The organism is Streptomyces beigongshangae (assembly GCF_019710745.1).
Lineage (GTDB): Bacteria > Actinomycetota > Actinomycetes > Streptomycetales > Streptomycetaceae > Streptomyces > Streptomyces beigongshangae.
In genome coordinates this window covers 112,047-137,950 of sequence record NZ_JAHKJW010000021.1, presented here as the reverse complement: position 1 = coordinate 137,950, position 25,904 = coordinate 112,047, and the positions used below count along the sequence as shown (strand labels likewise).

The following is a 25,904-nucleotide window of genomic DNA, read 5'->3' as shown; positions in this document are numbered from 1 at the left end:
TGAGGCGTGGAGGCCATCGGGGGTGGTCAGGACGTCGCGAGGGCGGTCAGGACGGCACGGTCGACCTTCCCGTTGACGGTGAGCGGGAACTCGTCCACCGTGTGCAGCCGGTGGGGAACCATGTAGCCGGGCAGTCCGGCACGGCAGAACGCGATGACGTCCTTGGTGGACGGCTTGGGGCCGTCGGGGGCGTGGGTGACGAACGCGTGCAGCCACGGGTCGTCGTTCTCGCGCGGCAGGAGCATCGCGACCGCGCCGGTGACGCCCGGCACCTGGGCGATGCGGCGCTCCACCTCGCCCAGTTCGACGCGGTTGCCGCGGATCTGCACCTGGGAGTCGGCGCGGCCGTGGAAGTACAGCTCGCCCTCGGGGCCCACGGAGGCCAGGTCGCCGGTCTTGAACACCAGCTGCGCCGAGCCGGGGTCGAGCGGGTCGGGGACGACGACGGCGCGGGTGGCCTCCGGGTCGCGCCAGTAGCCGGAGAACAGCGACGGGGTGCGCAGGTATATCTCGCCCAGCACGCCGGGCTCGTCCACGGGGGTGCCGTCGGGGGCGACGAGCGTCATCTCCGCGCCCGCGACCGCGTGACCGATCGACAGGCGCTCGGTCTCGGGGGGCAGCGGGTTGGGGACCTCGGTGATGGACGCGGCCATCGTCTCGGTGGCGCCGTAGCCGTTGATGAACCGGACCTTGGGCCACAGCTCCTGGAGGCGCCTGAGCTCGTCCAGCGGGAAGTTCTCCCCCGTGAAGACGATGCTGCGCAGGGCGCCCTCCTCGGCGAGCTCGGCCAGCAGGCCGGGCTCGTGCTGCAGCGCCGGGCGCCAGGCCGAGGGGACGCTGTCGACCTGGGTCACCCCGGCCTCGCGCAGGTACGACAGGTAGCGGCGGGGCCAGTTGAGCCGGTCGCGCGGTACGGGCACCAGCGCGGCGCCGTGGCTGAGGGTGAAGCCGATGTCGAACAGCGCGAAGTCGAACTGGAGCGGCGCCGTGCTCGCCACCCGGTCCTCGGGGGTGATGAGTTCGGCGGCCTGCGCGCCCCGCAGGAACGCGATGACCCCGCGGTGGCTCATCACCACGCCCTTGGGCCGGCCCGTCGTGCCCGAGGTGAAGGTGATGTACGCGGTGTCGACGGGCGTCACCGTGCGGCGGCGGCGGACCCGGGGAGCGGGCGGCCGCTCCACGGTGAGGCCGTCGGGGCCGAACCGGGCGGTGCCGACCGGCTCGGGGACGCCGTCGCGCCGGCCGCGCACGGACTGCACGTACAGCGCGGGCTCGGCGGTGTCGACGACCGTCAGGAGCCGCTCGTCGGGGGCCTCGGGGCTGACCGGGACGAAGGGCAGTCCGAGGGTGGCGCAGGCCAGCAGGAGCGCCACGGCGTCGGCGTCGGTGTCGGACTCCAGGATGACGCGGTCGCCGACGTCGAGGCCGAGGGCGTCGAGTCCGGCGGCGTAGCGGTCGGTGCGCCGTTCCAGTTCGCCGTAGGTGATCGTCTCCAGACCGCCGCCGGCCGCGACCTGGACGACGGCCGGCCGGTCGGGGGTCGTCGCGGCCGCGGCCAGCAGGTACGTCCGCAGGTTGTCCACCGACGCGTGCGCCCGAGCCGGACGCGCTCCATTCGGACTCATGCGCCACCCTTCCATTCGGTTTTCCCCACCTATGCCAGGCCGTTTCTAACAGGGTGTTTTTACACCCCACAAGAACCCCTGGCCGATCACCGGCGATCTAGGGGGCCATAGGGGTTATGCCGTCATGAGGGGTCGGGCGAGGATGACCGGAAACGATAGGATCGAGCCGTCCGGCTTTACAAGAGGCAGGTCGCGGACGTGACAAATGGAGAGGGCGATAATATGTCGGCGATTGTCTTTCCCGGAATCGGCCCGACGCGGTTCGCCGAATTGGCGCGTTTCCTGGTGGCCCATCCCGTGGCCCGCCGGTTCGTCGCCGAGGCGGACCGGGCGCTGGGGTATTCCCTGGTGGACCGGTACCGGGAGGCCGAGAGCCGGGGCGACCAGGGGGCGTTCCCCGAGCCGACGCGCCTGGCCTTCCTGGTCTCCTGCCTGGCGCTGGCCGAGTGCGCGGTCGACGGGCAGGACACCCCGCCGGTCGCCTGCGCGGGAGCCAGCTTCGGCGGCATCCCGGCGGCGGTGCGCTCCGGGGCGCTGCCGTTCCCCGAGGCCGTGACGATGACGGTCGAGTGGGGCCGTCGCGTGGACGCCTACTTCGCCGCCCACCACCGCGACATCGTCACCCAGTCGTTCGCCCGCGTCCCGCTCGACCGGCTCGCCGAGATCCGCGCCGAACTGGACGCGCGCGGCGAGTGGAACGAGGTGGCCTGCCACGTCGACCACGACTTCCACATGCTGTCGGTGCGCGAGGACTCGGTGGAGTGGCTGGAGAAGCGGCTGCGGGCGGCGGGCGGCCTGCCGCTGTACGTCATGCGGCCCCCGATGCACTCGGCGCTCTTCGAGGGGCTGCGCGAGGAGATCGCGGCCGAGGTCGTCGCGAAGGCCCCGTTCTCCGACCCCTCCACCGTCATCGTGTCGGACCACGACGGGTCCCTGGTACGGACGGCGGACGGCGTGCGCTCGCTGCTGCTGAACGCGGTGACGCGCACGGTGCGGTGGCCCCTGGTCGCCGAGACCCTCAAGGGCCTCGGGGTCGAGCGGGTGCACGTGGCCGGGCACGACGCGCTGTGGGGCCGGGTGGCGGTCATGACCGACGCGTTCCGGGTGGTGGCGGTGCGCCCGGACACGGCTATGCGACCGCGCCGGCGCAGCACGATCGCATAGCCCGGACGGAGACCGGGTCAGCGCATGTCCGACAGGGTCTTCCAGAGGGTCGCGGGGGTGGCGAAGTTGTCGAGGCCGAGGGCGTCGTCGACGAAACGCACACCGTACGCGGACTCCAGCGCGGACAGCGTCGCGACCATTCCCATGGAATCGAGACCGTGATCACGCAGGCTCAGATCGGCGGTGATCTCGTCCTCCGGTTCCAGCAGAGGAAGATTCTTGCGCAGAATTTCCTCGAAAGAATTGTCCCACATACGCGCTCCCGTATTTCTGACGACGATCGCCGAATAGTCGACTGCGCGGCCACCATAAGTCCCGTGCCGCACGGGTCGGCACCCCTACCCACCCCTTTCCTTCCCGCGGAGCAAGGACAATGATCGAATCAGCCGTCACCGGACGCGGTCTGCACGAACGATTTCTGCGCGGCCTGGAGCTGTCGCCGGGCCGGACCGCGGTCCGTGTGGACGCCGAGAGCCTGACGTACGAGGCCATGCACGAGCTGGCGCTGCGCCGGGCGGGGGCGCTGCTGGCCATGGCACCGCAGCCGCCGCGGGCCGTCGCCGTGCTGGCGGACAAGAGCCCGTTCGCGTACGTCGGGATCCTGGCGGCGATGTACGCCGGCGTCACGGTCGTACCGCTCAACCCGCGGTTCCCGGCCGAGCGCACCCGCCGGATGCTCGTCGCGGCCGGGGTGTCCGCGGTCCTCGCCGACGCGGCCGGCCGGGCCTCCCTCGCGGAGACCGGCCTCGACCTGCCCGTCCTGGACGAGTCCGCGCCCGCCCCCGCGCTCGACGCGCCGGCGGCCGTCCGGCCGTCCGACGTCGCGTACATACTCTTCACGTCGGGCTCGACGGGCCGCCCCAAGGGCGTGCCGATCACGCACGCCGCCAACGACCACTACTTCACCCTGCTGGACAAGCGCTACGACTTCGGCCCCGAGGACGTGTTCTGCCAGAACGTCGACCTCAACTTCGACTGCGCGATGTTCGAGATGTTCTGCGCCTGGGGCAACGGGGCCGCGGTGCACGCGATCCCCCCGGCGGCCCACCGGGACCTGCCCGCGTTCTTCGCCGAGCGGCGGATGACCGTGTGGTTCTCCACCCCGAGCGGCATCTCCTTCATCAAGCGGATGGGCGGCCTGACCCCGGGCTCGATGCCCACGCTGCGGTGGAGCTTCTTCGCGGGCGAGGCGCTGCTGTGCGAGGACGCCGCCGCCTGGCAGGTCGCCGCGCCCCGGTCGAGGATCGAGAACCTGTACGGGCCGACCGAGGGCACCGTGACCATCACCGGGCACCGCTGGTCGCCGGAGACCTCACCGGCCCTGGCGGTGAACGGGGTCGTCCCGATCGGCCGGGTGCACGAGGGCCACGAGCACATCCTGCTCGACGAGGGCACCGAGTCGCAGACCGAGGGCGAACTGTGCATCAGCGGCCCGCAGATGACGTCCGGTTACCTGGACCCCGAGGACGACCACGGCCGGTTCCTGGAGCGCGACGGCCGGCGCTGGTACCGGACGGGCGACCGGGTGCGGCGCCTGGCCGACGGCGAGCTGGTCTACCTGGGCCGCCTGGACGCCCAGGTGCAGATCCACGGCTTCCGGATCGAACTGGCCGAGATCGACCATGTCGTCCGGCAGTACCCGGGCGTCCAGAACGCGGCCGCCGTGACCCGCCCCGCGGCGCACGGCGGGCTGGAGCTCGTCGTCTACTACACCGGCGACCGGGTCCCGCCGGCGGCCCTGCGCCAGGCGCTGGCCACCCACCTCCCCGACGCCATGCTGCCCAAGGCGTTCCTGCACGTGGCGGAGTTCCCGCTGAACTCCAACCGCAAGGTGGACCGGGCCCGGCTGGCGCGCGAGGCGGCCGCGCTCTCGGACGGCGCTTCCTGACGCACCCTCAGACGGCGCTTCCCGACCCGAACCGCCGCGCGTCCTCCATGACCGCCCGCAGCGCCTCGGCGAGCGACCTGCCCGTCGGGGCGTGTTCGGGGTCCACCACCCACTGCATCATCACACCGCTGAGCAGTGCGTGGTAGAACTGCCCGACCGCCGTCTCGGTGCCCGCGGGCGGGGCGCCGCCGCGCCAGAGGAGGTCGACCAGCCCCTTCTTCGCCTGCTGCTGCGCCTCGACGAAGAAGGTGCGGACCCTGGGCACGTGGTCGAGCTGGGAGATCGCGTCGAACTGGGCCGACCAGACCGGCCGGTGCCGTTCGAACAGCTCGATCACGCGCGTCCAGACCGACTCGAACCGCTCGACGGGGTCGTCGGGCAGGTCCGCCACGTCGGCCAGGGCGCCCTTGAGCTCCTGGGCCCACTCCTCCAGCGCCTCGATGATCGCCGCGTTGAGGAGTGCCTCCTTGGTGCCGTAGTGGTAGCCGATCGAGGCCAGGTTCGCGCCCGACGCCTCGACGATGTCCCGTGCCGTGGTGCGGGCGTACCCCTTCTGGTACAGACAGCGCTTCGCCCCGGCCAGCAGGTCCTCTCGGTGTCCCATGGGCAGAGTCTAGGGAACCCGCCGGAGAAATGTATTATACAAGCGTATTAGACAGAATCTGACATAGACAGATGACTTATACAAATCTAGAGTCACGGTCATGAGCCCCGAACGTGCGACCTTGAAGGAGTGGGTCGGCCTCGCCGTCCTCGTGGTCCCCGTCCTGATGATGTCGATGGACATGACCGTCCTGTACTTCGCGCTGCCCTTCCTCAGCGCCTCCCTGGAACCCAGCGCCACACAGCAGTTGTGGATCGTGGACATCTACGCGTTCATGCTCGCCGGACTGCTGATCGCCATGGGCACCCTCGGCGACCACATAGGCCGCCGGCGACTCCTGATGATCGGCGCGGTGGTCTTCGGCGCCTCGTCCTTCGCCGCCGCCCACGCGAGCAGCGCCGAGCTGCTGATCCTCGCGCGCGCCGTCCTCGGTATGTCCGGGGCCGTGCTCGCGCCCTCCACCCTCGCCCTGATCCGCAACATGTTCCGCGACCCCACCCAGCGCCGCACCGCCATCGCGGTGTGGACCGCCGGCCTCTCCGGCGGCGCCGCGCTGGGCCCGATCGTGTCGGGCCTGCTGCTGGAGGAGTTCTGGTGGGGTTCGGTCTTCCTCATCAACATCCCGGTCACGGTCCTGATCCTGGTCCTCGGCCCCCTGCTCCTGCCGGAGCACCGCGACCCGCAGCCGGGCCGCTTCGACTTCCTCGGCGCCGTCCTGTCCCTGGGCGCCCTGCTGCCGGTCATCTACGGCATCAAGGAGCTGGCCGACGACGGCTTCTCCTGGACGTACGTGGCCGTCCTGGCCCTCGGCGTCGCGGTGGGCGTGCTGTTCGTCCTGCGCCAGCGCACGGCACCGAATCCGCTGATCGACCTGAGCCTGTTCCGGGACCGCGGATTCAGCGCGTCCATCGGCGTCAACCTGGTGGCCCTGTTCGCGATGGTCGGCTTCCTGCTCTTCGCCACCCAGTGGATCCAGCTGGTGCACGGGCTGAGCCCGCTGGAGGCCGGACTGTGGACCCTGCCCGCGCCGGTGGCGGTGGCGGTGACGACCTCGGTGGCCGCCGTGCTGGCCAAGACGGTGCGGCCCGGCCACATCATCGGCGCCGGCATGGTGATCACGGCGGCCGGTTTCGCGATCATGACGCAGTTGCGGGCCGATTCGAGCCTGGCCATGGCGGTGATCGGCGCGAGCGTGCTGTCGGCCGGGGTGGGCATGGCGATCCCCCTGACCGCCGACCTGATCGTCTCCGCGGCCCCGCCGGAGCGCGTCGGCGCGGCCGCCGCGCTGCCGGAGACCAGCAACCAGCTCGGCGGCGCGCTGGGCGTGGCGATCCTCGGCAGCATCGGCGCCGCCGTCTACACCCGTGATGTCACCGACGCGACGGCGGGGCTGCCGCCGGACGCGGCCGAGGCCGCCGAGGGTTCGCTCGGCGGCGCGACGGAGGTGGCCGGTCACCTGCCGGGCGGCGCGGGCGACACCCTGCTGGACGCCGCGAGGGAGGCGTTCACCCGCGGCATGAACCTCAGCGCCGTGGTGGGGGGCGCCGTCATGCTGGTGGGCGCGGTGGGCGCGGTACTGCTCCTGCGCCACGTCAGGACGCCCGCCGGGTCCGCACCGGCCGCCGACGGGGCGGCCGCCGACGCGGCCGGGCCCACGGAGACGGCCGAGCCGACCGGGACTGCCGAGACAGCTGAGACGGCGGCAGCGAAGAAGTAACGGCCACGACAGCCGGACGGTCCGGAAGGCGCGGATCCGGCCGCCCCGTATCCGGGGCGGCCGGATCCGCGTCCGCGTTCGGGGGCCGTGCCCGCGCCCGGATACGGATACGGGTCCGAGTCCGGGAGGGCCTGGTCCGCACCCGTGTCCGGGAGGGCCGCAGCCAGGCCCGGCCCGCTCCCGGGACAACCGGGTTCGCTTCCGTATGCGGGAGGGCCGGGACCGCACCCCGCGCCCGCGCCCGGGAGGGCCGAATCCGGAGCCGGGCCCGGGACGACCGGGCCCGCACCCGGCCTCCGCTCCGGTCCCGGGCGGGGCCCGCCCGGGCGGGGAACCGTCGGTGCCGGACCGGTGCCGGCCATGCAGGAGGCCCTGCGCGACCTTCGCGCAGGGCCTCCTCTTCGTACGGAGTCGTCCGGGTGCCGGACGGCCGGTCAGCGGCGCAGGATCACCGGGAGCGACGTGTAGCCGGTCAGGCCCATGATGGCGCGGCGGTCGGGGGTGCCGGCCGGCTCGATGACGGAGAACGTGTCGATCAGCTTCGGGAAGAGCTCGGCGCCCTCGATACGGGCCAGGCTGCCGCCGAAGCAGTAGTGGCCTCCGGCGCTGAAGCTCAGGTGGGGGCCGTTGTTGCGGGTCAGGTCCAGGCGGTGCGGGTCCGGGAAGCGCCGCGGGTCGCGGTTGGCGGCGGCCAGCAGGGTCAGCACGAGGACGCCCTCGGGGATCTCGGTGCCGCCGATGGTGACGGGCCGCGTGGTGAGGCGGCTCGACGAGGTGGTGTGGGCGGTGTGGCGCAGCAGCTCCTCCACGGCCGACGCCGTGATGCTCTTGTCCTCGCGCCAGCGCTTCAGCTCGTCGGGGTGCTCCACGAGCGCGAGCACCCCGGTCGCGATGAGGTTGGTGGTGGCGGCGAAGCCGGCGGTGAACAGGAAGAGGATGAGCGCCAGCAGCTCGTCCTCGTCGATCTTGCCGTTGGACGCCTCCTGGACGAGCGAGGACATCAGGTCCTCGCGCGGCTGGGCGCGGAGGGTCTCGATCACCTCACGGAAGTAGCCGGTCAGCTCCTCGGCCGCGGCGTTGGCGGCGGCCAGGTCCTCGTCGTTGTAGATGCCGGAGAAGACGCGGGACCAGTCGTCGGCCAGCTTCCACAGGTGCTTGCCGTCCTCGAAGGGGAGGCCGAGCATGTCGCTGATGACCGCGACGGGGAAGGGGTTGGCCAGCAGGTCGACCAGGTCGACCGGCTCACCGTCGGCCGACTGCTTGACGAGGTCCTCGATGAGGGCGTCGGTGAGCCGCTCCACCGAGGGCTGCATCTTCTTGATCTTGCTGGGGGTGAAGACACGGCTGGCCAGACCGCGGACCCGGCCGTGGTCGGGCGCGTTGAGCGTGACCATCGAGTTCAGGTACATGCGCAGGGAGAGGTGGTTGCCCCAGTCCTCGCGCATCTGGGCGGCGGCCCGGGCGCCGCTGTGGACGTCGGGCAGCTTCAGGAACTCGGTCACCTCCTCGTACCCGGACAGCGCGTAGATCCCCAGTGAGGAGCTGTGGACACGGTTCGACGACTGCAGGGTCTCGTAGAGGGGGAACGGGTCGTCCGGGAACGGCGGCGAGAGAAGCGTGATCAACGCGTCGTCGGCCTGCTGGTGCGTGGGGGTCGTTTCGGTGGCCACTTGGGTGATCTCCTCGTTCATCAATGGTGATTCCGGTCCGGTCGCTTTCACGGCGCGGACCGTGTGTCCAGCTCGCCGTCGAGGACGTCGAACAGTTCGTCGGCCGAGAGGGAGTCGAGATCGCTCTGCGCTTCCTCGTCCGGCCGGTGGGTCTCGATCCAGTGGGTCGTCAGGGCGCGCAGGCGGTCCGCGACCCTGCCGTACGCCTCCTCGTCGGGGGTCGCCGATGCCAGCACCGTCTCCAGGCGGGCCAGTTCCGTCTCCAGCGGCGACACCGCGGGCCCGCCGCCCTCGCCGAGCTGCTCGCGCAGCCGGCCGACGACCGCGGCGGGTGTCGGGTGGTCGAACACCAGGGTGGCGGGCAGTTTCAGGCCGGTCAGCGTGCGCAGGCCGTTGCGCAGTTCCACGGCCGTGAGCGAGTCGAACCCGAGGTCCTTGAAGGCCCGTTCGGGGCGCACCGCGTCGGTGCCCTCGTGGCCGAGCACCGCCGCGACCTGCGTACGCACCAGGTCGAGCAGGAGCTGGTCGCGCTCGGCGTCGTCGGCCAGGGCCGCGAGCCTGCGCCGCAGCTCCGCGCCGCCGTCGGCGGCGCCCGCCGCGCCCGGTTCCTCGGTGCGGCGGCGCCCGGCGGGCACCAGGCCGCGCAGCAGGTGCGGCAGACGGTCGGCGCCGCGGGCCCGCAGGGCGGCCGTGTCCAGACCGAACGGGGCCAGGGCCGGCTGCCGGGTGCGCAGCGCGTCGTCCAGCAGCGCCAGGCCCTCCTCCTGCGACAGGGCGGGCAGGCCCATGCGCAGCATGCGCGTCCGGTCGGCCTCGGTCAGCTCGCCGAGGCCGGTCTCGGCCTCCCACAGGCCGAACGCCAGGGAGGTCGCCGGGAGTCCGGCCCGGTGGCGGTGCAGGGCGAGCGCGTCCAGGAACGCGTTCGCCGCGGCGTAGTTGCCCTGTCCCGCGGCCAGCAGGGAACCGCCGAGCGAGGAGAACAGCACGAACGCCGACAGGTCGCGGCCGGCCGTCAGTTCGTGCAGGTTCCAGGCGCCGTCCACCTTGGGCCGCAGTACGTCCGCCGTGCGCTGCGGCGTCAGGTCCCGGACCAGTCCGTTGTCCACGACGCCGGCCGCGTGCACGACCGCGTCGACGGGATGGCGGGCCAGCACTCCGGCGAGCGCGGCGCGGTCGGCGACGTCGCACGCCTCGATGCCCACCTGCGCGCCGTGGGCGGACAGTTCGGCGCGCAGTTCCGCCGCGCCGGGCGCGTCCTCGCCCCGGCGGCTGGTCAGGACCAGCCGCCGGACGCCGTGCGCCGTCACCAGGTGACGGGCGACCAGGGCGCCGAGACCGCTGGTCCCGCCGGTGATCAGCACCGTCGACTCCGGGGTCCAGGGTGTGTGCTCGCCGTCCACCGCGGCGGCGGGGACGCGGGCGAACCGCGGGACGAGGAGTCCGCCCCCGCGCAGCGCCGCCTCGGGTTCGTCGACGGGCGGGGGCACGGCCGCCCCGTCGTCGAGGTCGAGCAGGGCGAAGCGGCCGGGGTGCTCCGCCGCGGCGGCCCGTACCAGGCCCCAGACGGGTGCCTGGACCGGGTCGACGTCCTCGTCGGCGACCTGTACCGCGTTGCGGGTGACGACCGTGAGCCGCTCCTCGCTCCCGGCGGTGCCGGCCAGCCACTCCTGGAGGTGTGCGAGCACCCGCCCGGTGACCGCGTGCGCGGCCCCGGGTGTGTCGCCGTCCGCCCGCGGGGCCTCGTACACCGTGACGGGCACCGTCGGCGCGGACCGCCCGGCGGCCTCGGTCCAGGTGAGGGCGAACAGCGACTCGCGGTGGTCCCCGCCGGCCCGCAGCTGTTCGGCCGACACGGGCCGCGACGTGAGGGCCTCGACGGTCAGCACGGGCCTGCCGGTCTCGTCGGCGACGAGCACCTCGGTGCCCTCGCCCTTGTCGTCGTCCACCAGGCGCACACGCAGCACCGAGGCGCCGGCGCGGTGCAGCGAGACGCCGTTCCAGGAGAACGGCAGCTCCGGTGCCTCGGTGCCGTCGGCCTGGATCAGCCCCACGTGCATGGCCGCGTCGAGCAGCGCCGGGTGCAGGCCGAACCGGGCGGCCTCCGCCCCTTCCGGGAGCGCGACCTCGGCGAACACCTCGCCGGTGCTCCGCCGCCAGGCGGCCCGCAGGCCCCGGAAGGTCGGCCCGTAGTCGTAGCCGCGGGCGAGCAGGCGCTCGTAGGCGCCCTCGACCGGCAGCGGCGTCGCGTCGCCCGGCGGCCACTGCGTCAGGTCCGCCGCGGGCGGCGGGACGGACGGGGTGACGGTGCCGGACGCGTTGCGGGTCCAGGTCTCGTCGTCGAGGGACGAGTAGATCTCCACGGTGCGGGCGTCGGAGCCGTCCGGGCCGCCGACGACGACCCGGACGGCGACCCCGCCGTTCTCGGGGACGATCAGCGGTGCGGCGAGGGTCAGTTCCTCGACCGTCGCGCATCCCGTCTCCCGGGCGGCCTGCAGTGCCAGCTCGACCAGACCGGTGCCGGGCAGCAGCAGGGTGCCCAGTACGTCGTGGTCGGCGAGCCAGGGGTGGGAGTCCAGGGAGAGCCGGCCGGTGAGGACGGCCCCGCCGGTGTCCGGCAGCCCGACCATCGCGGTCAGCAACGGGTGCTCGACCGTGTCCAGTCCGGCGGCGGCCCTGGGCGGTTCGGCCACCCAGTACCGCTCCCGCTCGAAGGGGTAGGTGGGCAGGTCGACGCGGTGTGCGCCGCGTCCGGCGAGGACGGCGCTCCAGTCGACCGTCACGCCCGCCGCGTACAGCCGTGCGACCCCGGTCAGCAGGCTCTCCGTCTCGGGGCGGTCGCGGCGCAGCGTGGCCGCGGTCACCCCTTCGGCGTTCTGCTGCGCCAGGGCGGTCAGGACACCGTCCGGGCCGATCTCCAGGAACCGCGTCACGCCCTCGTCGTGCAGCCGGCGTACGTCGTCGGCGAAGCGGACGGCGTCGCGCACGTGCCCCACCCAGTACGCGGCCGAGGCCACGTCCTTGACGAGCCGGATCCGCGGTTCGTGGTAGGTGACGCTCTCCGCGACCTTGCGGAAGTCGGCCAGCATCGGCTCCATGAGCGGCGAGTGGAACGCGTGCGAGACGGAGAGGCGGTTCCTCTTGCGGTCGGTGAAGTGCTCGGCGAGCGCCGCCACCGCGTCCTCGGTGCCCGAGACGACCACCGAGCTGGGGCCGTTGACCGCCGCGACGCCCACCTCCTCGGTGAGCAGCGGCGTGACCTCCTCCTCCGTGGCCTGGATCGCCACCATCGCCCCGCCGGGCGGCAGCGCCTGCATCAGCCGGCCCCGTTCGACCACCAGGCGGGCCGCGTCGCCGAGGTCGAGGACCCCCGCCACGTGGGCCGCCGCGAGCTCGCCGATCGAGTGCCCGGCCAGGAGGTCGGGCCTGATGCCCCAGGACCGCACCAGCCGGAAGAGGGCGACCTCCAGGGCGAAGACCGCGGGCTGGGTGAACTCCGTGGTGTTCAGGGCCTCCTCGTCGCCCCACATCACGTCCTTGAGGGGCAGGCCCGTCGCCTCGCACACCTCGTCGAACGCCGTCGCGAAGGCCGGGAAGACCTCGTACAGCTCCCGGCCCATGCCCAGGCGCTGGCTGCCCTGTCCGGTGAACAGGAACGCGGTCCTGCCGTCGGTGACCTCCTCGGTGACCGTCTCGGGACCGAGGAGCACGGCCCGGTGTTCGAGGGCGGCGCGGCCGGTCGCGGCGGACCAGGCCACGTCGAGCGGGTCGTGGTCCGCGGCGGCCGCGCCGATCCGCTCGATCTGGGCCCGCAGCGCCCCGGGCGTCCTGGCCGAGACGGCGATCGGCACGACCGGCAGGGCGTGGCGCTCCCCGGGCTCCTCCCGGGCCGGCGGCGCCGACTCGATGATCACGTGCGCGTTCGTCCCGCTGATGCCGAACGAGGACACGCCCGCACGGCGCGGACGGCCGTCGTCGGGCCACTCGCGGGCCTCGGTCAGCAGCCGGACGTCGCCCGCCTCCCAGTCCACCTGCCGCGTGGGCTCCGCCACGTGCAGTGTCCTGGGGAGCGTGGCGTGCCGCATGGCCTGCACCATCTTGATGATCCCCGCGACGCCGGCCGCCGCCTGGGTGTGCCCCAGGTTCGACTTGACCGACCCGAGCCACAGCGGGCGCCCTTCGGGGCGGTCCTGTCCGTACGTGGCGAGCAGGGCCTGCACCTCGATCGGGTCACCCAGGGTGGTGCCGGTGCCGTGCGCCTCGACGGCGTCGACCTCGGCCGGCGACAGGCCCGCGTTGGCCAGCGCCTGCTGGATGACCCGCTGCTGGGAGGGGCCGTTGGGCGCGGTCAGGCCGTTGCTGGCGCCGTCCTGGTTCAGGGCGCTGCCGCGGACCACCGCGAGGACCGGGTGGCCGTTGCGGCGGGCGTCCGAGAGCCGCTCGACGACCAGGAGGCCGGCGCCCTCGCCCCAGGAGGTGCCGTCGGTGGAGGACGAGAAGGACTTGCAGCGGCCGTCGGCGGCCAGTCCGCGCTGCTCGCTGAAGTCGATGAACGACTGCGGGGTGCTCATGACGGTCACGCCGCCGACGAGGGCGAGGGAGCACTCCCCCGAGCGCAGCGCCTGGGCCGCCCAGTGCAGGGCCACCAGCGAGGACGAGCAGGCCGTGTCCACGGTCACCGCGGGTCCTTCGAGACCGAGGGTGTAGGAGACGCGGCCCGAGACGAGGCTGCCGCCGCCGTTGCCGCCCGCGTAGTCGTGGTACATGACGCCCGCGTACACGCCCGTCGGGGTGCCCTTCAGCGCGGTGGGGGCGATCCCGGCACGCTCCAGCGCCTCCCACGACACCTCGAGGAGCAGCCGCTGCTGCGGGTCCATGTCCCGGGCCTCGCGCGGGCTGATGCCGAAGAAGTCCGCGTCGAAGCGGGCGGCGTCGTGCAGGAACCCGCCTTCACGGACATAGGTCCGGCCGGGCTTGCCCGGCTCGGGGTCGTAGATGCCCTCGACGTCCCAGCCCCGGTCGGAGGGGAACGGCGACACCGCGTCGACGCCCTCCTCGACCAGCCGCCACAGCCCCTCGGGCGAGTCCACGCCGCCCGGGTAGCGGCACGCCATCGCGACGACGGCGATCGGTTCGTCGTCCGCCGCGCCCACCGCGGAGACGGCGGAGGTGCGGGTCACGGCCCCGGACAGCTGCTCCAGGAGGTGCCGCGCCAGGTCCGTGGGGGTCGGGTAGTCGAAGACGAGGGTGGCGGGCAGCCGGATCCCGGTGACGGTGCTCAGCAGGTTGCGCAGCTCGATCGCGGTGAGCGAGTCGAACCCGAGGTCGCGGAAGCTCAGGTCGGGGTCGAGGGCGTCGGCTCCCGAGTGGCGCAGGACGGCCGCGGCCTGGGAGCGGACGATGCCGACGAGTTCGGCGACGCGCTCGTCCTCGGGGAGCCCGGCCAGCCTGCGCAGCAGGGTGTCGGCCGCCGGTGCGGCGGCGTCGGAGACGCGGCGGGACCGGCCGCGGACGATCGCGCGCAGGACCGGCGGGGGCGTGTCGAAGGCCGCCGGGTCGAACCGGGCGGGTACGAGCGCCGGTTCGGCGGTGCCGGCGGCCGCGTCGAACAGCGCCAGTGCCTCGTCCTGCGCCAGGGGGCGCAGGCCGCCCTGGTCGAGGCCGTCCGCCATGCCGCTCCCGGCCCACGGCCCCCAGGCCAGGGACAGGGCGGGCAGTCCGTCGGCGTGCCGGCGGCGCGCGAGGGCGTCGAGGAACGCGTTGGCGGCGCCGTAGTTGCCCTGTCCGGGGGCGCCGAGGACACCGGCGACGGACGAGAAGACGACGAACGCGGTCAGCTCCGCGTCACGGGTGAGTTCGTGCAGGTGCCAGGCCGCGTCGGCCTTCGGCCGCAGGACCTCGTCGACGCGCTCGGGCGTCAGCGAGGGGATCACGCCGTCGTCCAGCACGCCCGCCGTGTGCACGATCCCGCCGAGGTGCCGCCCGTCGAGCAGGGCGGCCAGCGCGTCGCGGTCCGCCACGTCGCAGGCGGCCACCTCGACCCGGGCGCCCAGGTCGGTGAGTTCCGCCGTGAGTTCGGCGGCTCCCGGCGCGTCCGGGCCGCGGCGGCCGGTGAGCAGCAGGTGGCGCACCCCGTGCCGGGTGACGAGGTGGCGGGCGACGGCGGCGCCGAGGGCGCCGGTCCCGCCGGTGACGAGGACGGTGCGGTCGGGGTCCCAGACAGGGGTGTCCGTGCCAGGGGTGTCCGTGCCGGAGGTGTCCGTGCCAGGGGTGTCCGTGCCGGAGGTGTCCGCGCCGGAGGTGTCCGCGCCGAGCGGGGCGCGGGCCAGTCGCGGCACCGTCACCTCGCCCCCGCGGACGCGCAGTTCGGGCTCGCCGTACGCCAGGACGGCGGCCGGCTCGACGGGGGCGTCGGTGTCGACCAGCACGAAACGGCCGGGGTTCTCGCTCTCGGCCGCGCGCACCAGCCCCTGGGCGGCGGCATGGCCGAGGTCGGAGCCGTCGGCGGCGCCGTGGGTGACGACGACGAGGACGGCGTCGCCGTCGAGGGCGTTCTGCACGGCCTCCAGCACACCGGCCGTCACCGCGCGCACCGCGGCGGGCGTGTCGCCCTCGGTCGGCGGGCAGTGGTGGACGAGCGCCCCGGTGCCATCGGCGGGCGCGTGCCCGCCGGTGGCCGGGACCCACTCCACACGGAACAGCGCGTCCGCGACCCGGGCCCGGGCGGGCGCCAGATCGCCGGCGGTGAAGGGGCGCAGCGCCACCGAGCCGACGGAGGCGATCGGGCGGCCGGTGACGTCGGCCAGCTCCAGGGCCACCGAGTCGCCGTTGCCGGGGCGCAGGCGGACCCGCGCGGTCGTGGCGCCCTCGGCGTGCAGGGTGACGTCCGACCAGGAGAACGGCAGCGCCGTCGCGTCCTCGTTCGTCAGGTCGAGCGCGTGCAGCGCCGAGTCGAGCAGGGCGGGGTGCAGGCCGAAGTCCCCGGCGCCGACGCCCTCCGGGAGGCTGATCTCGGCGAACAGGTCGTCGCCGCGCCGCCAGGCGGTGCGCAGCCCGCGGAAGGTGGGCCCGTACTCCAGCCGTTCGTAGAGGCCCTCGACGGAGAGGGGCTCGGCGTCGCGCGGCGGCCACACGGCGAGGTCCCCGGACGGCTCGTCCGCGCCGGCGGTCAGGGTGCCCTCGGCGTGCAGGACCCATTCGCGGTCGAGCGGGGCGTCGTCGGCGCGGGAGTACACGGACACCGGGCGGCGTCCCGAGGCGTCGGGTGCCCCGACGGCGACCTGGAGGTGGACGCCGCCGTGCTCGGGCAGGATCAGCGGCACGCCCAGGGCGAGGTCCTCGACGCGGCGGCAGCCCACCTGGTCGCCGGCGCGTACGGCCAGGTCCACGTAGGCGGTGCCGGGCAGCAGGACGGAGCCGGCCACGGTGTGGTCGGTCAGCCAGGGGTGCGCTCCGGCGGACAGGCGTCCGGTGAACACCACTCCGTCGGAGCCGGGCAGGTGCACCAGCGCGCCGAGCAGCGGGTGGCCGGGCCGGTCCAGGCCGGCGGACGCGACGTCGCCGCCCAGGCCGCTCTTGTCGAGCCAGTAGCGGGCGCGCTGGAAGGGGTAGGTGGGCAGGTCCACGCGGCGCGCGCCGCGCCCGTCGAACACGGCCGTCCAGTCGACGCGCAGGCCCGCGCCGTGCAGGCGGCCCAGGGCGGTGAGGGCGGCGACGGCCTCGGGCTCGCGGCGGCGCTGCGCCGGGACCAGTACGGCGGTGTCGGCGGTGGTGGTGAGGCACCCGCGGGCCATGGCGGTCAGGACGCCGTCGGGGCCCAGTTCCAGGTAGCGGGTGACGCCCTCGGCCTCCAGGCGGGTCACCGCGTCGGCGAACCGCACCGCCTCGCGCACGTGCCGCACCCAGTGCTCCGCGTCGGTCACCTCGCCGGCCGCGACGACCGGCACCCGCGGCTCGGTGTACGTCACGTTCCGCGCGACCTCGCGGAACTCCGCCAGCATCGGGTCCATCAGCGGCGAGTGGAAGGCGTGGGAGACCTTCAGCCGGTTCGTCCTGCGTCCGTCCAGCCGTGCCACGGCGGCGGCGACGGCGTCCTCGGTCCCGGAGAGCACCACGGCGGTGGGGCCGTTGACGGCGGCGATGCCGACGCCCTCGCCCAGCAGCGGGAGCACCTCCTCCTCGGTGGCCTCGACGGCCACCATCGCGCCGCCGGGCGGCAGCGCGCCCATCAGCCGGCCCCGCGCCGTGATCAGCGCGGCGGCGTCCGGCAGGGAGAACACCCCGGCGACGTGCGCGGCGGCCAGTTCGCCGATGGAGTGCCCGGCCACGAAGTCGGGCCGCACGCCCCAGGACTCGAAGAGCCGGAACTGCGCCACCTGCACGGCGAAGATCGCCGGCTGGGTGGACTCCGTACGGGCCAGGGCGGCCTCGTCGCCCCACATCACCTCGCGCACCGCGGGGTCCAGCAGGGCGCACACCTCGTCGAAGGCGCGCGCGAACACGGGGAACGCCTCGTACAGCTCGCGGCCCATGCCGAGCCGCTGGCTGCCCTGCCCGGTGAACAGGAAGGCGGTCAGCCCGCCCGCCCGGGCGGTGCCGTCGAGGGGGGCGTCCTGCGCCAGCGCGTCCAGCGCGCCGAGGAGCTCGGCGCGGTCGCGGCCGACCACGACGGCGCGGCGGGCGAGCCCGGCGCGGCTGGTGGCCAGGGTGAACCCCACGTCCACGGGGTCCGGGGCGGGGGTGGTCCGCAGGTGGTCGGCGAGCTGCCGGGCCGCGGCCCGCAGCGCGGGCTCGCTCTTCGCCGACAGCGGCAGCGGCACGGGCACGCCGGACACCGGGCGCGGTGCGGCGGGCGCGGGCTCCGGTGCCGTCTCCGGCTCCGCCTGCTCGATGATCACGTGGGCGTTGGTGCCGCTGACGCCGAACGAGGAGACGGCGGCGCGGCGCGGACGGCCGGCGTCGGGCCACTCGCGGGGCTCGGTGAGCAGCCGGACGTCCCCGGCCGCCCAGTCCACCTGCGAGGACGCCTCGTCGGCGTGCAGGGTCCTGGGCAGCGTGCCGTGCCGGATGGCCTCGACCGTCTTGATGACGCCCGCGACTCCGGCGGCGGCCTGGGAGTGGCCGATGTTCGACTTGATCGAGCCCAGCCACAGCGGCCGGCCCTCGGGGCGGCCCTGGCCGTACGTGGCCAGCAGGGCCTGTGCCTCGATGGGGTCGCCGAGCGAGGTGCCGGTGCCGTGGCCCTCCATGAGGTCGATGTCGGCGGCCGTCAGCCCGGCCTCGGTGAGCGCCTGCTGGATCACCCGGCGCTGGGAGGGGCCGTTGGGCGCGCTGAACCCGTTGGACGCGCCGTCCTGGTTGACCGCCGTCCCGCGGACGACGGCCAGCACGGGGTGTCCGTTGCGGCGGGCGTCGGACAGCTTCTCCAGCAGCAGGACGCCCGCGCCCTCGCTCCAGCCGGTGCCGTCGGCCGCGTCCGCGAAGGAGCGGCAGCGGCCGTCGGGCGACAGCCCGCGCTGCTCGCTGAACTCGATGAACGTCTCGGGCGTGGCCATGACGCTGACACCGCCGGCCAGCGCCAGGGTGCACTCCCCAGCGCGCAGGGACCGCGACGCCCACTGGAGGGCCACCAGGGACGAGGAGCAGGCCGTGTCGACGGTGACCGCCGGGCCCTCCAGGCCGAGGGTGTAGGCGACGCGGCCGGAGACCAGGCTGCCGTCGCTGCTGGTGATGCCGTAGTCGTGGTACATGGCGCCGGCGAACACGCCGGTGCGGCTGCCGCGCAGGGACACCGGGTCCAGGCCGGCCCGCTCCACGGCCTCCCAGGTGATCTCCAGCAGGAGCCGCTGCTGGGGGTCCATGGTGAGCGCCTCGCGCGGGCTGATCCCGAAGAACTCGGGGTCGAACAGCGCCGCCTGGTGCAGGAACCCGCCGTGGCGGACGTAGCTCTTGCCGGGCTTGCCGGGCTCGGGGTCGTACAGCGTGCTCAGGTCCCAGCCGCGGTCGACGGGGAACGGGCCGATGGCGTCACGGCCCTCGTCGACCAGCGACCACAGCTGCTCCGGGGAGTCGGCCCCGCCGGGGAAGCGGCAGGCCATACCGATGATCGCGACGGGCTCGGCGGCCTCGTCCGCCGCGGCGCGCAGGCTCTCGTTGTCCTGTCGCAGGCGTTCGTTCTCGACCAGCGAGCCGCGCAGCGCCTCGACGATCTCCTCGACCTTGGCATCCACCGTCGTCTCAGCCTCCGCTCACCGTCGTGGCCCGCGCGCCGATCGCGCCGACCGAGTCGAGGAATGCGCCGAGCACCGCGTAGAACCGTTCCGGTTCCTCGAAGTGCGGGGAGTGGCTGGAGTCCTCGAGGATCTCCCAGTGGGCGTTCGGGATGAGCTCCTGGAAGGGGCGCACCGTGACCGGGGTGGCCTCGTCGTGGCGGCCGGAGATGATGAGGGTGGGCGCCTCGATGCGGTGCAGGCAGTCGATCACCGACCAGTCCCGCAGGCTGCCGATGACGTGGAACTCGTTGGGGCCGTTCATGGTGCGGTAGACCGTCGGGTCGGCGGCGGCCTCCAGGTAGGAGGCCATGAGGTCGTCGGGCCACGGTTCGACGCGGCAGACGTGCCGGCTGTAGAAGACCAGCATCGCCTCCAGGTACTCCTCGCTGTCGGTGGTGCCCGCGGCCTCGTGGCGCCGCAGCGTGTCGTCCACGCCCGGTGGCAGCTGGGCGCGCAGCACGTCCATCTCCGACAGCCACAGCGGGTACGAGGCCGGGGAGTCGGCGATGACCAGTCCGCGCAGTCCGGCGGGGCGGTCCGAGGCGTGCCAGGCGGACAGCATCCCGCCCCACGACTGCCCGAACAGGACGTAGTCGTCGGCGACGCCGAGCCGCTCCAGCAGGTTCTCCAGCTCGTCCCGGAACAGCTGCGGGTTCCAGAAGGAGGGGTCGGCGTCCGGCAGGTGGGTGGATCCCCCGTTGCCGAGCTGGTCGTAGAGGACCACGGTCCAGCCGCGTTCGGCGTAGACGGACAGGCCCTTCAGGTAGTCGTGCGTGGAGCCGGGTCCGCCGTGCACGACGACCAGGGCCGGACGGCCCGGCCCGGGCTGCCCGGTCATGCGGTACCAGGTCTTGTACTCCCGGAAGGGAACGGTTCCCTGGGACGTGGGCGTGGACGCCATTCTCAAACCACCTAAGTTCGGGTCGTTCTCTCTGCAGCGGTGCCGCGTCCCCCGTACGCGGCGTGCACATCCCCCGGGGGCACCTGGTGTCGGCCTCGCTCAGTCGGGCGTCACCAGCCACTCCTCGATGACCCGGGCGGTCACCGGGGCGTGCTCCTGTCCGAGGGAGAAGTGGTGGCCCTCGACGGTGCGCAGGGTGTGCGCGGGGTCCCAGGGCCGGGCCCGCAGCTGTGCCGGGTCGACGCCCTCGGGCGGTTCGACGAACGGCTCGGACGCCTGGACGAACAGGGTCGGCACGGGCAGGGGGACGGGGTCGAAGTCCGCCAGTACCTGCTGGAAGTAGTAGGGCATCGCGGACAGGCGGGTGGCGTCGTAGCTGCCGAAGGTCGACTCCATCGTCAGCACCTCGCCCATCAGGCGGCCGAATCCGACGTCCATCGCCGTGTCCTCGACGCGGAAGGTGTCGACGAGGACGAGTCCGGCGGGCGGTGCCCCGACCTCCTCCACCAGGTGGCGGGCGAGGACGTGCCCGATGAGGCCGCCGGAGGAGTAGCCGAGCAGGACGAACGGCTCGCCCTCGGCCGCCTCCAGCACGGCCTCGCCCAGGACCCGCGCCAGCGCCTCGGCGGACTCGGGCAGCGGTTCGTCGCGCTGGAACCCGGGCAGCGGCATCGCCGACACGTGCCGGATGTCGCGGAACTCCGAGCCCAGCCGCGCGTGCTGGTGCACACCGCCGGCCGCCATGGGCGTGGCCAGGCAGATCAGCCGGGGGCGGCGCGGGCCGTCGGCCATCTGCACCGCCCTCGGGAGGCGGCCGAGGCCGGCCGGCGAGGAGAACCGGGGCCGCAGGGCGGCGACCGCCGCCAGCAGGGTCATCCCGCCCGAGGTGTCGCCGTCCCGGACCGCCTGGCGGAACAGCTCGGTCACGGTCTCCTCCCGGTCAGCCGGGGCCTCGGCGGCGGGGCTGTCGGCGCGGGCGGGTCCGGACGCCAGTTCGTCGGCGACCAGGCGGGCCAGACCCGCCGGGTTCTTGCTGTCGAACACCGCCATCGTGGGGAGTGTCAGCCCGGTGGCGGCGTTGAGCGTGGTGCGCAGTTCCATCGCGGTGAGCGAGTCGAACCCGGTCTCCATGAAGTCGCGGTCGGGGTCGACCGCCTCGGGGCCCGCGTGTCCGAGCACGGTGGCGGCGAGGCCCAGCACCAGGTCGCGCAGGGCCGCCTCCCGGCGCTCCTGCGGCATGGCCGCCAGCTCGCGCCGCAGCGCCTGCGGGTCGGGGCCCGCGGCGCGGCGCCGCCCGGCCGGGACCAGGCCGCGCAGCAGCACGGGCAGTTCGTCCTCGGACCCGCCGCGCAGCACCCGCAGGTCCAGGCCCATCAGGACCGGGGCCGCCTCGGGTCCCGCGGTCGCCGCGTCGAACAGCGCGAGGCCGTCGGCCGAGGACAGCGCGGGCATGCCCTGGCGGCGCAGCCGCCGCAGGTCGGCCTCCGCGAGACCGCCCGCCATGCCGCCGGTCTCCGCCCACAGGCCCCAGGCGAGGGACTGTCCGGGCAGTCCCTCGGCGCGGCGGCGCAGGGCGAGCGCGTCGAGGAACGTGTTGGCGGCGGCGTAGTTGCCCTGGCCGGGCGAGCCGAGCACACCGGCCGCCGACGAGAACAGCACGAAGGCGCCCAGGTCCTGGTCGCGGGTGAGGTCGTGCAGGTTGAGCGCGCCGTCCACCTTGGGACGCAGTACGCGTTCGAGGCTGTCCGGCGTCAGGTTGGCGACGAGCGCGTCGGCCAGCACACCGGCCGTGTGCACGACGGCGGCGAGGGTGCGGCCGGTCAGCAGTGTCCGCAGGGCGTCCCGGTCGGCCACGTCGCACGCGGCGATCTCGACCGTCGCGCCGAGGCCGGTCAGTTCCCGGTGCAGGTCGGCGGCGCCTTCGGCGTCGATGCCGCGGCGGCTGGTGAGCAGCAGGTCCCGGACGCCGTACCGGGTCACCAGGTGACGGGCGACGAGCGCGCCGAGCCCTCCGGTGCCGCCGGTGACGAGCACGGTGCCGGGCCGGTCCCAGGGGGTTTCCCCCGTGGGTTCCGCCGGGGCGCGGGTCAGCCGCGGGATCAGCAGCTGCCCGTCCTGCGCCCGCAGTTCGGGCTCGTCGCAGGCGGCGGCGCGGCCGATCGTCTCCGGGTCCCCGTCGTCCGTCTCCAGCAGCGCCAGGCGCCGCGGGTCCTCCGCGCGGGCGGCGCGGACCAGGCCCCACGCGCCGGCGTGCGCGAGCTCGTCGGCGCGGGTGACGACCAGGAGCCTGCTGTCGGCGAACCGTTCGTCCGCGAACCATGTCTGCAGGGCCCGCAGGACCGTGGCGGTGACGGTCCTGACGTCCTGGGCGGTGTCACCCGTACCGCCGGGCAGCGTCAGCGCGACCGTGGCGGGCACGGGGCCGGAGAGCTGCGCGAGGTCGGTGACCGGCGTCCAGTCGGCGTCGGCCGCACCGGCGGTGACGGGCGTCCAGGCGAGGCGCAGGAGGGAGTCGCCGGACCGGGAGCGCGCGGACGCCAGCTGTTCGGCCGACACCTCCCGGGAGAGCAGCGCCTCCACGGAGGCGACGGGACGGCCCTGGCCGTCGGCGACGAGGATGCGGGTGCCGCCCTCGCCGTCGGGCGTCAGCCGCACCCGTGCGGCCGTGGCGCCGGAGGCGTGCAGCCGCACGCCCTTCCAGGCGAACGGCAGCGACGTCGCGTCGTCCTCGCCCGCGCCGAGGATGACCGCGTGCAGGGCGGAGTCGAGCAGGGCCGGGTGCAGGACGAAGCTCTCGGTGCCGCCGACGTCGTCGAGCGCCACCTCGGCGAACGTCTCGTCGCCGACGCGCCAGGCCGCCCTGAGCCCCTGGAAGGCCGGGCCGTACGCGTAGCCGAGGTCCCGGAAGCGTTCGTAGGCGTCCTCGGTGGCGATGCGCGCCGTCTCGTCCGGCGGCCATGCGCCCAGGTCGAAGGAGGCCGGGACGCCGGACTCCCCGGGGGCGCCGGGATCTTCGGATGCCAGTACGCCTTCCGCGTGCAGGGTCCAGCCGGTGCCGTCGTCGGCGTCCTCCTCGCGCGAGTGGATACCGAGGGGGCGCCGGCCCGTGTCCGCGTCCGGTGCCCCGACCGTCAGCCGCAGCCGTACGCCGCCCTCCTCGGGCAGGGCCAGCGGCGCCCGCAGGGTCAGTTCCTCCAGGACCCGGTGGCCGACCTGGTCACCGGCCCGCACGGCCAGTTCGACGAACGCCGTCCCCGGCAGCAGGGTCGCGCCGAGCACCTCGTGGTCGGCCAGCCAGGGCTGGGTGTCCGTCGACAGCCGCCCGGTGAAGACCACGGTGTCCGCGCCGGGCACCGCTATCTCGGCGCTCAGCAGGGGGTGGTCGAGCGCGGTGAGGCCCATGGCCGCCGCGTTGGCACCCTCCCAGCTCAGCGGCTCCTGGAGCCAGTAGCGGCTGCGCTGGAAGGCGTAGGTGGGCAGGTCGACGCGGCGGGCCGCCCGGTCCGCGAAGAACGCGGTCCAGTCCGGTGGGGCGCCGGTGGTGTGCAGGCGGGCGAGGGCCGTCAGCAGCGTGCCGGTCTCGGGGCGGTCGCGGCGCAGGGCGGCCACCGCGGTGGCGTCCGGCACGGTCTGCCGGGCCATGGCGGTGAGGATGCCGTCCGGCCCGATCTCCAGGAACCGGGTCACGCCCTCGCCGGCCAGCCGCCGTACGTCGTCGGCGAACCGCACGGCCTCCCGTACGTGCCGCACCCAGTAGTCCGCCGACGTCACGTCCTTGGCCAGCCGGATCACCGGCCGGTGGTAGGTGACGCTCTCGGCGACCTTGCGGAAGTCCTCCAGCATCGGCTCCATGAGCGGCGAGTGGAAGGCGTGCGACACGGACAGCCGGCTCATCTTGCGCCCGGCGAACCGTGCGGCGACCGCGGCCACCTCGTCCTCGGCGCCGGAGAGCACCACCGAGGAGGGGCTGTTGACCGCGGCGATCCCCATCCCGTCGGTCAGCAGCGGTGCCACCTCCTCCTCCGTGGCCTCGACCGCCACCATCGCGCCGCCCTCCGGCAGCGCCTGCATCAGCCGTCCGCGCGCGGTGATCAGCCGTGCCGCGTCCGCCAGCTCCAGCACTCCCCCGACGTGCGCGGCCGCCAGCTCGCCGATGGAGTGCCCGGCCAGGAAGTCCGGGCGCACCCCCCAGGACTCCAGCAGCCGGAACAGCGCCACCTCCAGGGCGAAGATCGCCGGCTGGGTGAACTCCGTACGGCCGAGGGTCTCCCCCTCGCCCCACACCACGTCCCGCAGGGGCAGCCCCGTCGCCTCGCACACCGCGTCGAACGCGGCGGCGTACACCGGGAACGCCTCGTACAGCTCCCGGCCCATGCCGGGGCGCTGGCTCCCCTGGCCGGTGAACAGGAAGGCCGTCTTCCCCTCGTGCCTCTTGCCGGTGACGACGGAGGGCGAGGGGGTTCCCCCGGCCAGTGCGGTGAGGCCCGCGAGCAGGGCCGTACGGTCGTCGGCGACGACGGCCGCGCGGTGTTCGAGGGCCGCGCGTCCCGTCGCCAGCGAGAGGCCCACGTCCGCGGGGGCCAGCTCCGGCCGTTCCGCCAGGTGGGCGTGGAGGCGTTCGGCCTGGGCGCGCAGCGCTTCGGGGCTGCGGGCCGACAGGGTCCACAGGAGGGGTCCCGCGGTGGTCGCGGCCGACGGCGCGGCCTTCCCCGCGACCGGCTCGGTGGACGATTCGCCGGCCGGCCCGGTGGGCGGCGCCTCCTCGATGATCACGTGGGCGTTGGTGCCGCTGATGCCGAAGGACGAGACGCCCGCGCGGCGCGGACGCCCTGCGTCCGGCCAGTGCCGTGCCTCCGTGAGCAGCCGGACCTCGCCCGCCGTCCAGTCCACCTGTCCGGACGGCTCGTCCACGTGGAGGGTGCGCGGCATGACGCCGTGCCGGATGGCCTGGACCACCTTGATGATGCCCGCGACGCCCGCGGCGGCCTGGGTGTGGCCGATGTTGGACTTGATGGAGCCGAGCCACAGCGGCTGGTCCCGGTCGCGCCCGTAGGTGGCGAGCAGGGCCTGTGCCTCGATCGGGTCGCCGAGCGTGGTGCCCGTGCCGTGGCCCTCGACCAGGTCGACCTGGTCGGCGGAGAGCCGGGCGTTGGCCAGCGCCTGCTTGATCACCCGCTGCTGGGAGGGGCCATTGGGCGCGCTGAAGCCGTTGGACGCGCCGTCCTGGTTGATCGCCGTCCCGCGGACGACGGCCAGCACGGGGTGCCCGTTGCGGCGGGCGTCCGACAGCCGCTCGACGAGCAGCATGCCCACGCCCTCGCCCCAGCCGGTGCCGTCGGCCGCGTCCGCGTACGACTTGCAGCGGCCGTCGGTCGCCAGTCCGCGCTGGTGGCTGAACTCGATGAACGTCTCGGGCGTCGCCATCACCGTCACGCCGCCGACGAGGGCGAGCGAGCACTCGCCCGACCGCAGGGCCTGGATCGCCCAGTGCAGGGCGACCAGGGACGAGGAGCAGGCGGTGTCGACGGTGACCGCGGGGCCTTCGAGCCCCAGGGTGTAGGCGACCCGGCCGGAGGCGAGGGCGCCCGTGCTGTTGTTGTAGGTGTAGTCGTGGTACATCATCCCGGCGAACACACCGGTCGCACTGCCCTTGAGCGTGGTCGGGTCGATGCCCGCGCGCTCCAGGACCTCCCAGGACGCCTCCAGGAGCAGCCGCTGCTGCGGGTCCATGACCAGCGCCTCGTTCGGCGCGATCCCGAAGAACTCGGGGTCGAACTCGGCGGCGTCGTACAGGAACCCGCCCTCGCGGGCATAGGTCTTGCCGGGCTTGCCGGGTTCGGGGTCGTAGATGCCCGCCTCGTCCCAGCCGCGGTCGGTCGGGAACCGTGAGACGGCGTCCGTCCCGCCGTCGACCAGCTGCCACAGCTGCTCGGGCGAGGCCGCGCCGGGGTAGCGGCAGCTCATCGCCACGATCGCCACCGGTTCGCGGGAGGCTGCCTGCAGGGCGCGGTTGCGCGTCCGCAGGTTCTCGGTCTCCTTGAGCGACGCGCGCAGCGCCGCGACGAGT

10 protein-coding genes are annotated in these 25,904 nt (G+C 74.2%); 3 read left to right on the top strand and 7 right to left on the bottom strand.

The window, feature by feature from the left end; genetic code table 11:
• Positions 1-26: 26 nt before the first annotated feature.
• Positions 27-1,625, bottom strand: coding sequence for an AMP-binding protein (locus KM933_RS18615; protein ID WP_221353575.1), 1,599 nt, complete (start codon positions 1,623-1,625; stop codon positions 27-29).
• Positions 1,626-1,847: 222 nt separating this feature from the next.
• Between KM933_RS18615 and KM933_RS18610 the strand changes: the two genes are divergently transcribed.
• On the top strand, positions 1,848-2,789 hold the full coding sequence (locus KM933_RS18610) for an ACP S-malonyltransferase (protein ID WP_221353573.1): 942 nt from the start codon (positions 1,848-1,850) through the stop codon (positions 2,787-2,789).
• Positions 2,790-2,806: 17 nt separating this feature from the next.
• Here KM933_RS18610 and KM933_RS18605 read toward each other — a convergent pair whose 3' ends face one another.
• Complete coding sequence (locus tag KM933_RS18605) at positions 2,807-3,043, bottom strand: acyl carrier protein (protein WP_221353571.1); 237 nt, start codon at positions 3,041-3,043, stop codon at positions 2,807-2,809.
• A gap of 119 nt (positions 3,044-3,162) precedes the next feature.
• On the opposite strand from KM933_RS18605, the gene KM933_RS18600 reads away from it, so the two are divergent.
• Positions 3,163-4,677: an amino acid adenylation domain-containing protein gene (locus KM933_RS18600; protein ID WP_221353569.1), complete on the top strand. Its 1,515-nt coding sequence runs from the start codon at positions 3,163-3,165 to the stop codon at positions 4,675-4,677.
• Positions 4,678-4,684: 7 nt separating this feature from the next.
• Here KM933_RS18600 and KM933_RS18595 read toward each other — a convergent pair whose 3' ends face one another.
• Positions 4,685-5,281 (bottom strand): TetR/AcrR family transcriptional regulator, encoded by a 597-nt coding sequence (locus tag KM933_RS18595; protein ID WP_221353567.1) that lies wholly within the window; start codon positions 5,279-5,281, stop codon positions 4,685-4,687.
• 100 nt (positions 5,282-5,381) lie between these two features.
• Between KM933_RS18595 and KM933_RS18590 the strand changes: the two genes are divergently transcribed.
• Positions 5,382-6,998, top strand: coding sequence for an MFS transporter (locus KM933_RS18590; protein ID WP_221353564.1), 1,617 nt, complete (start codon positions 5,382-5,384; stop codon positions 6,996-6,998).
• Between the two features lie 434 nt (positions 6,999-7,432).
• On the opposite strand, the gene KM933_RS18585 is transcribed toward KM933_RS18590, so the two are convergent.
• The 4 genes from KM933_RS18585 to KM933_RS18570 all read right to left on the bottom strand — a co-directional run bounded on the left by KM933_RS18585 (position 7,433) and on the right by KM933_RS18570 (position 25,891).
• Positions 7,433-8,668 (bottom strand): cytochrome P450, encoded by a 1,236-nt coding sequence (locus KM933_RS18585; RefSeq protein WP_308013447.1) that lies wholly within the window; start codon positions 8,666-8,668, stop codon positions 7,433-7,435.
• A 47-nt stretch (positions 8,669-8,715) separates the two neighbouring features.
• Positions 8,716-18,894 carry a type I polyketide synthase gene (locus KM933_RS18580; RefSeq protein ID WP_221353562.1) on the bottom strand — a complete coding sequence of 3,393 codons (10,179 nt, stop codon included), beginning with the start codon at positions 18,892-18,894 and terminating at the stop codon, positions 8,716-8,718.
• Positions 18,895-18,901: 7 nt separating this feature from the next.
• Positions 18,902-19,837 (bottom strand): proline iminopeptidase-family hydrolase, encoded by a 936-nt coding sequence (locus KM933_RS18575; protein WP_221353561.1) that lies wholly within the window; start codon positions 19,835-19,837, stop codon positions 18,902-18,904.
• A 99-nt stretch (positions 19,838-19,936) separates the two neighbouring features.
• Positions 19,937-25,891, bottom strand: coding sequence for a type I polyketide synthase (locus tag KM933_RS18570; RefSeq protein WP_430727340.1), 5,955 nt, complete (start codon positions 25,889-25,891; stop codon positions 19,937-19,939).
• Positions 25,892-25,904 lie beyond the last annotated feature (13 nt).

Excerpts from the sequence above, each read along its gene's own strand:
- KM933_RS18615 (WP_221353575.1), bottom strand. The coding sequence starts at position 1,625 with ATGAGTCCGAATGGAGCGCGTCCGGCTCGGGCGCACGCGTCGGTGGAC.
- KM933_RS18610 (WP_221353573.1), top strand. The coding sequence starts at position 1,848 with ATGTCGGCGATTGTCTTTCCCGGAATCGGCCCGACGCGGTTCGCCGAA.
- KM933_RS18605 (WP_221353571.1), bottom strand. The coding sequence starts at position 3,043 with ATGTGGGACAATTCTTTCGAGGAAATTCTGCGCAAGAATCTTCCTCTG.
- KM933_RS18600 (WP_221353569.1), top strand. The coding sequence starts at position 3,163 with ATGATCGAATCAGCCGTCACCGGACGCGGTCTGCACGAACGATTTCTG.
- KM933_RS18595 (WP_221353567.1), bottom strand. The coding sequence starts at position 5,281 with ATGGGACACCGAGAGGACCTGCTGGCCGGGGCGAAGCGCTGTCTGTAC.
- KM933_RS18590 (WP_221353564.1), top strand. The coding sequence starts at position 5,382 with ATGAGCCCCGAACGTGCGACCTTGAAGGAGTGGGTCGGCCTCGCCGTC.
- KM933_RS18575 (WP_221353561.1), bottom strand. The coding sequence starts at position 19,837 with ATGGCGTCCACGCCCACGTCCCAGGGAACCGTTCCCTTCCGGGAGTAC.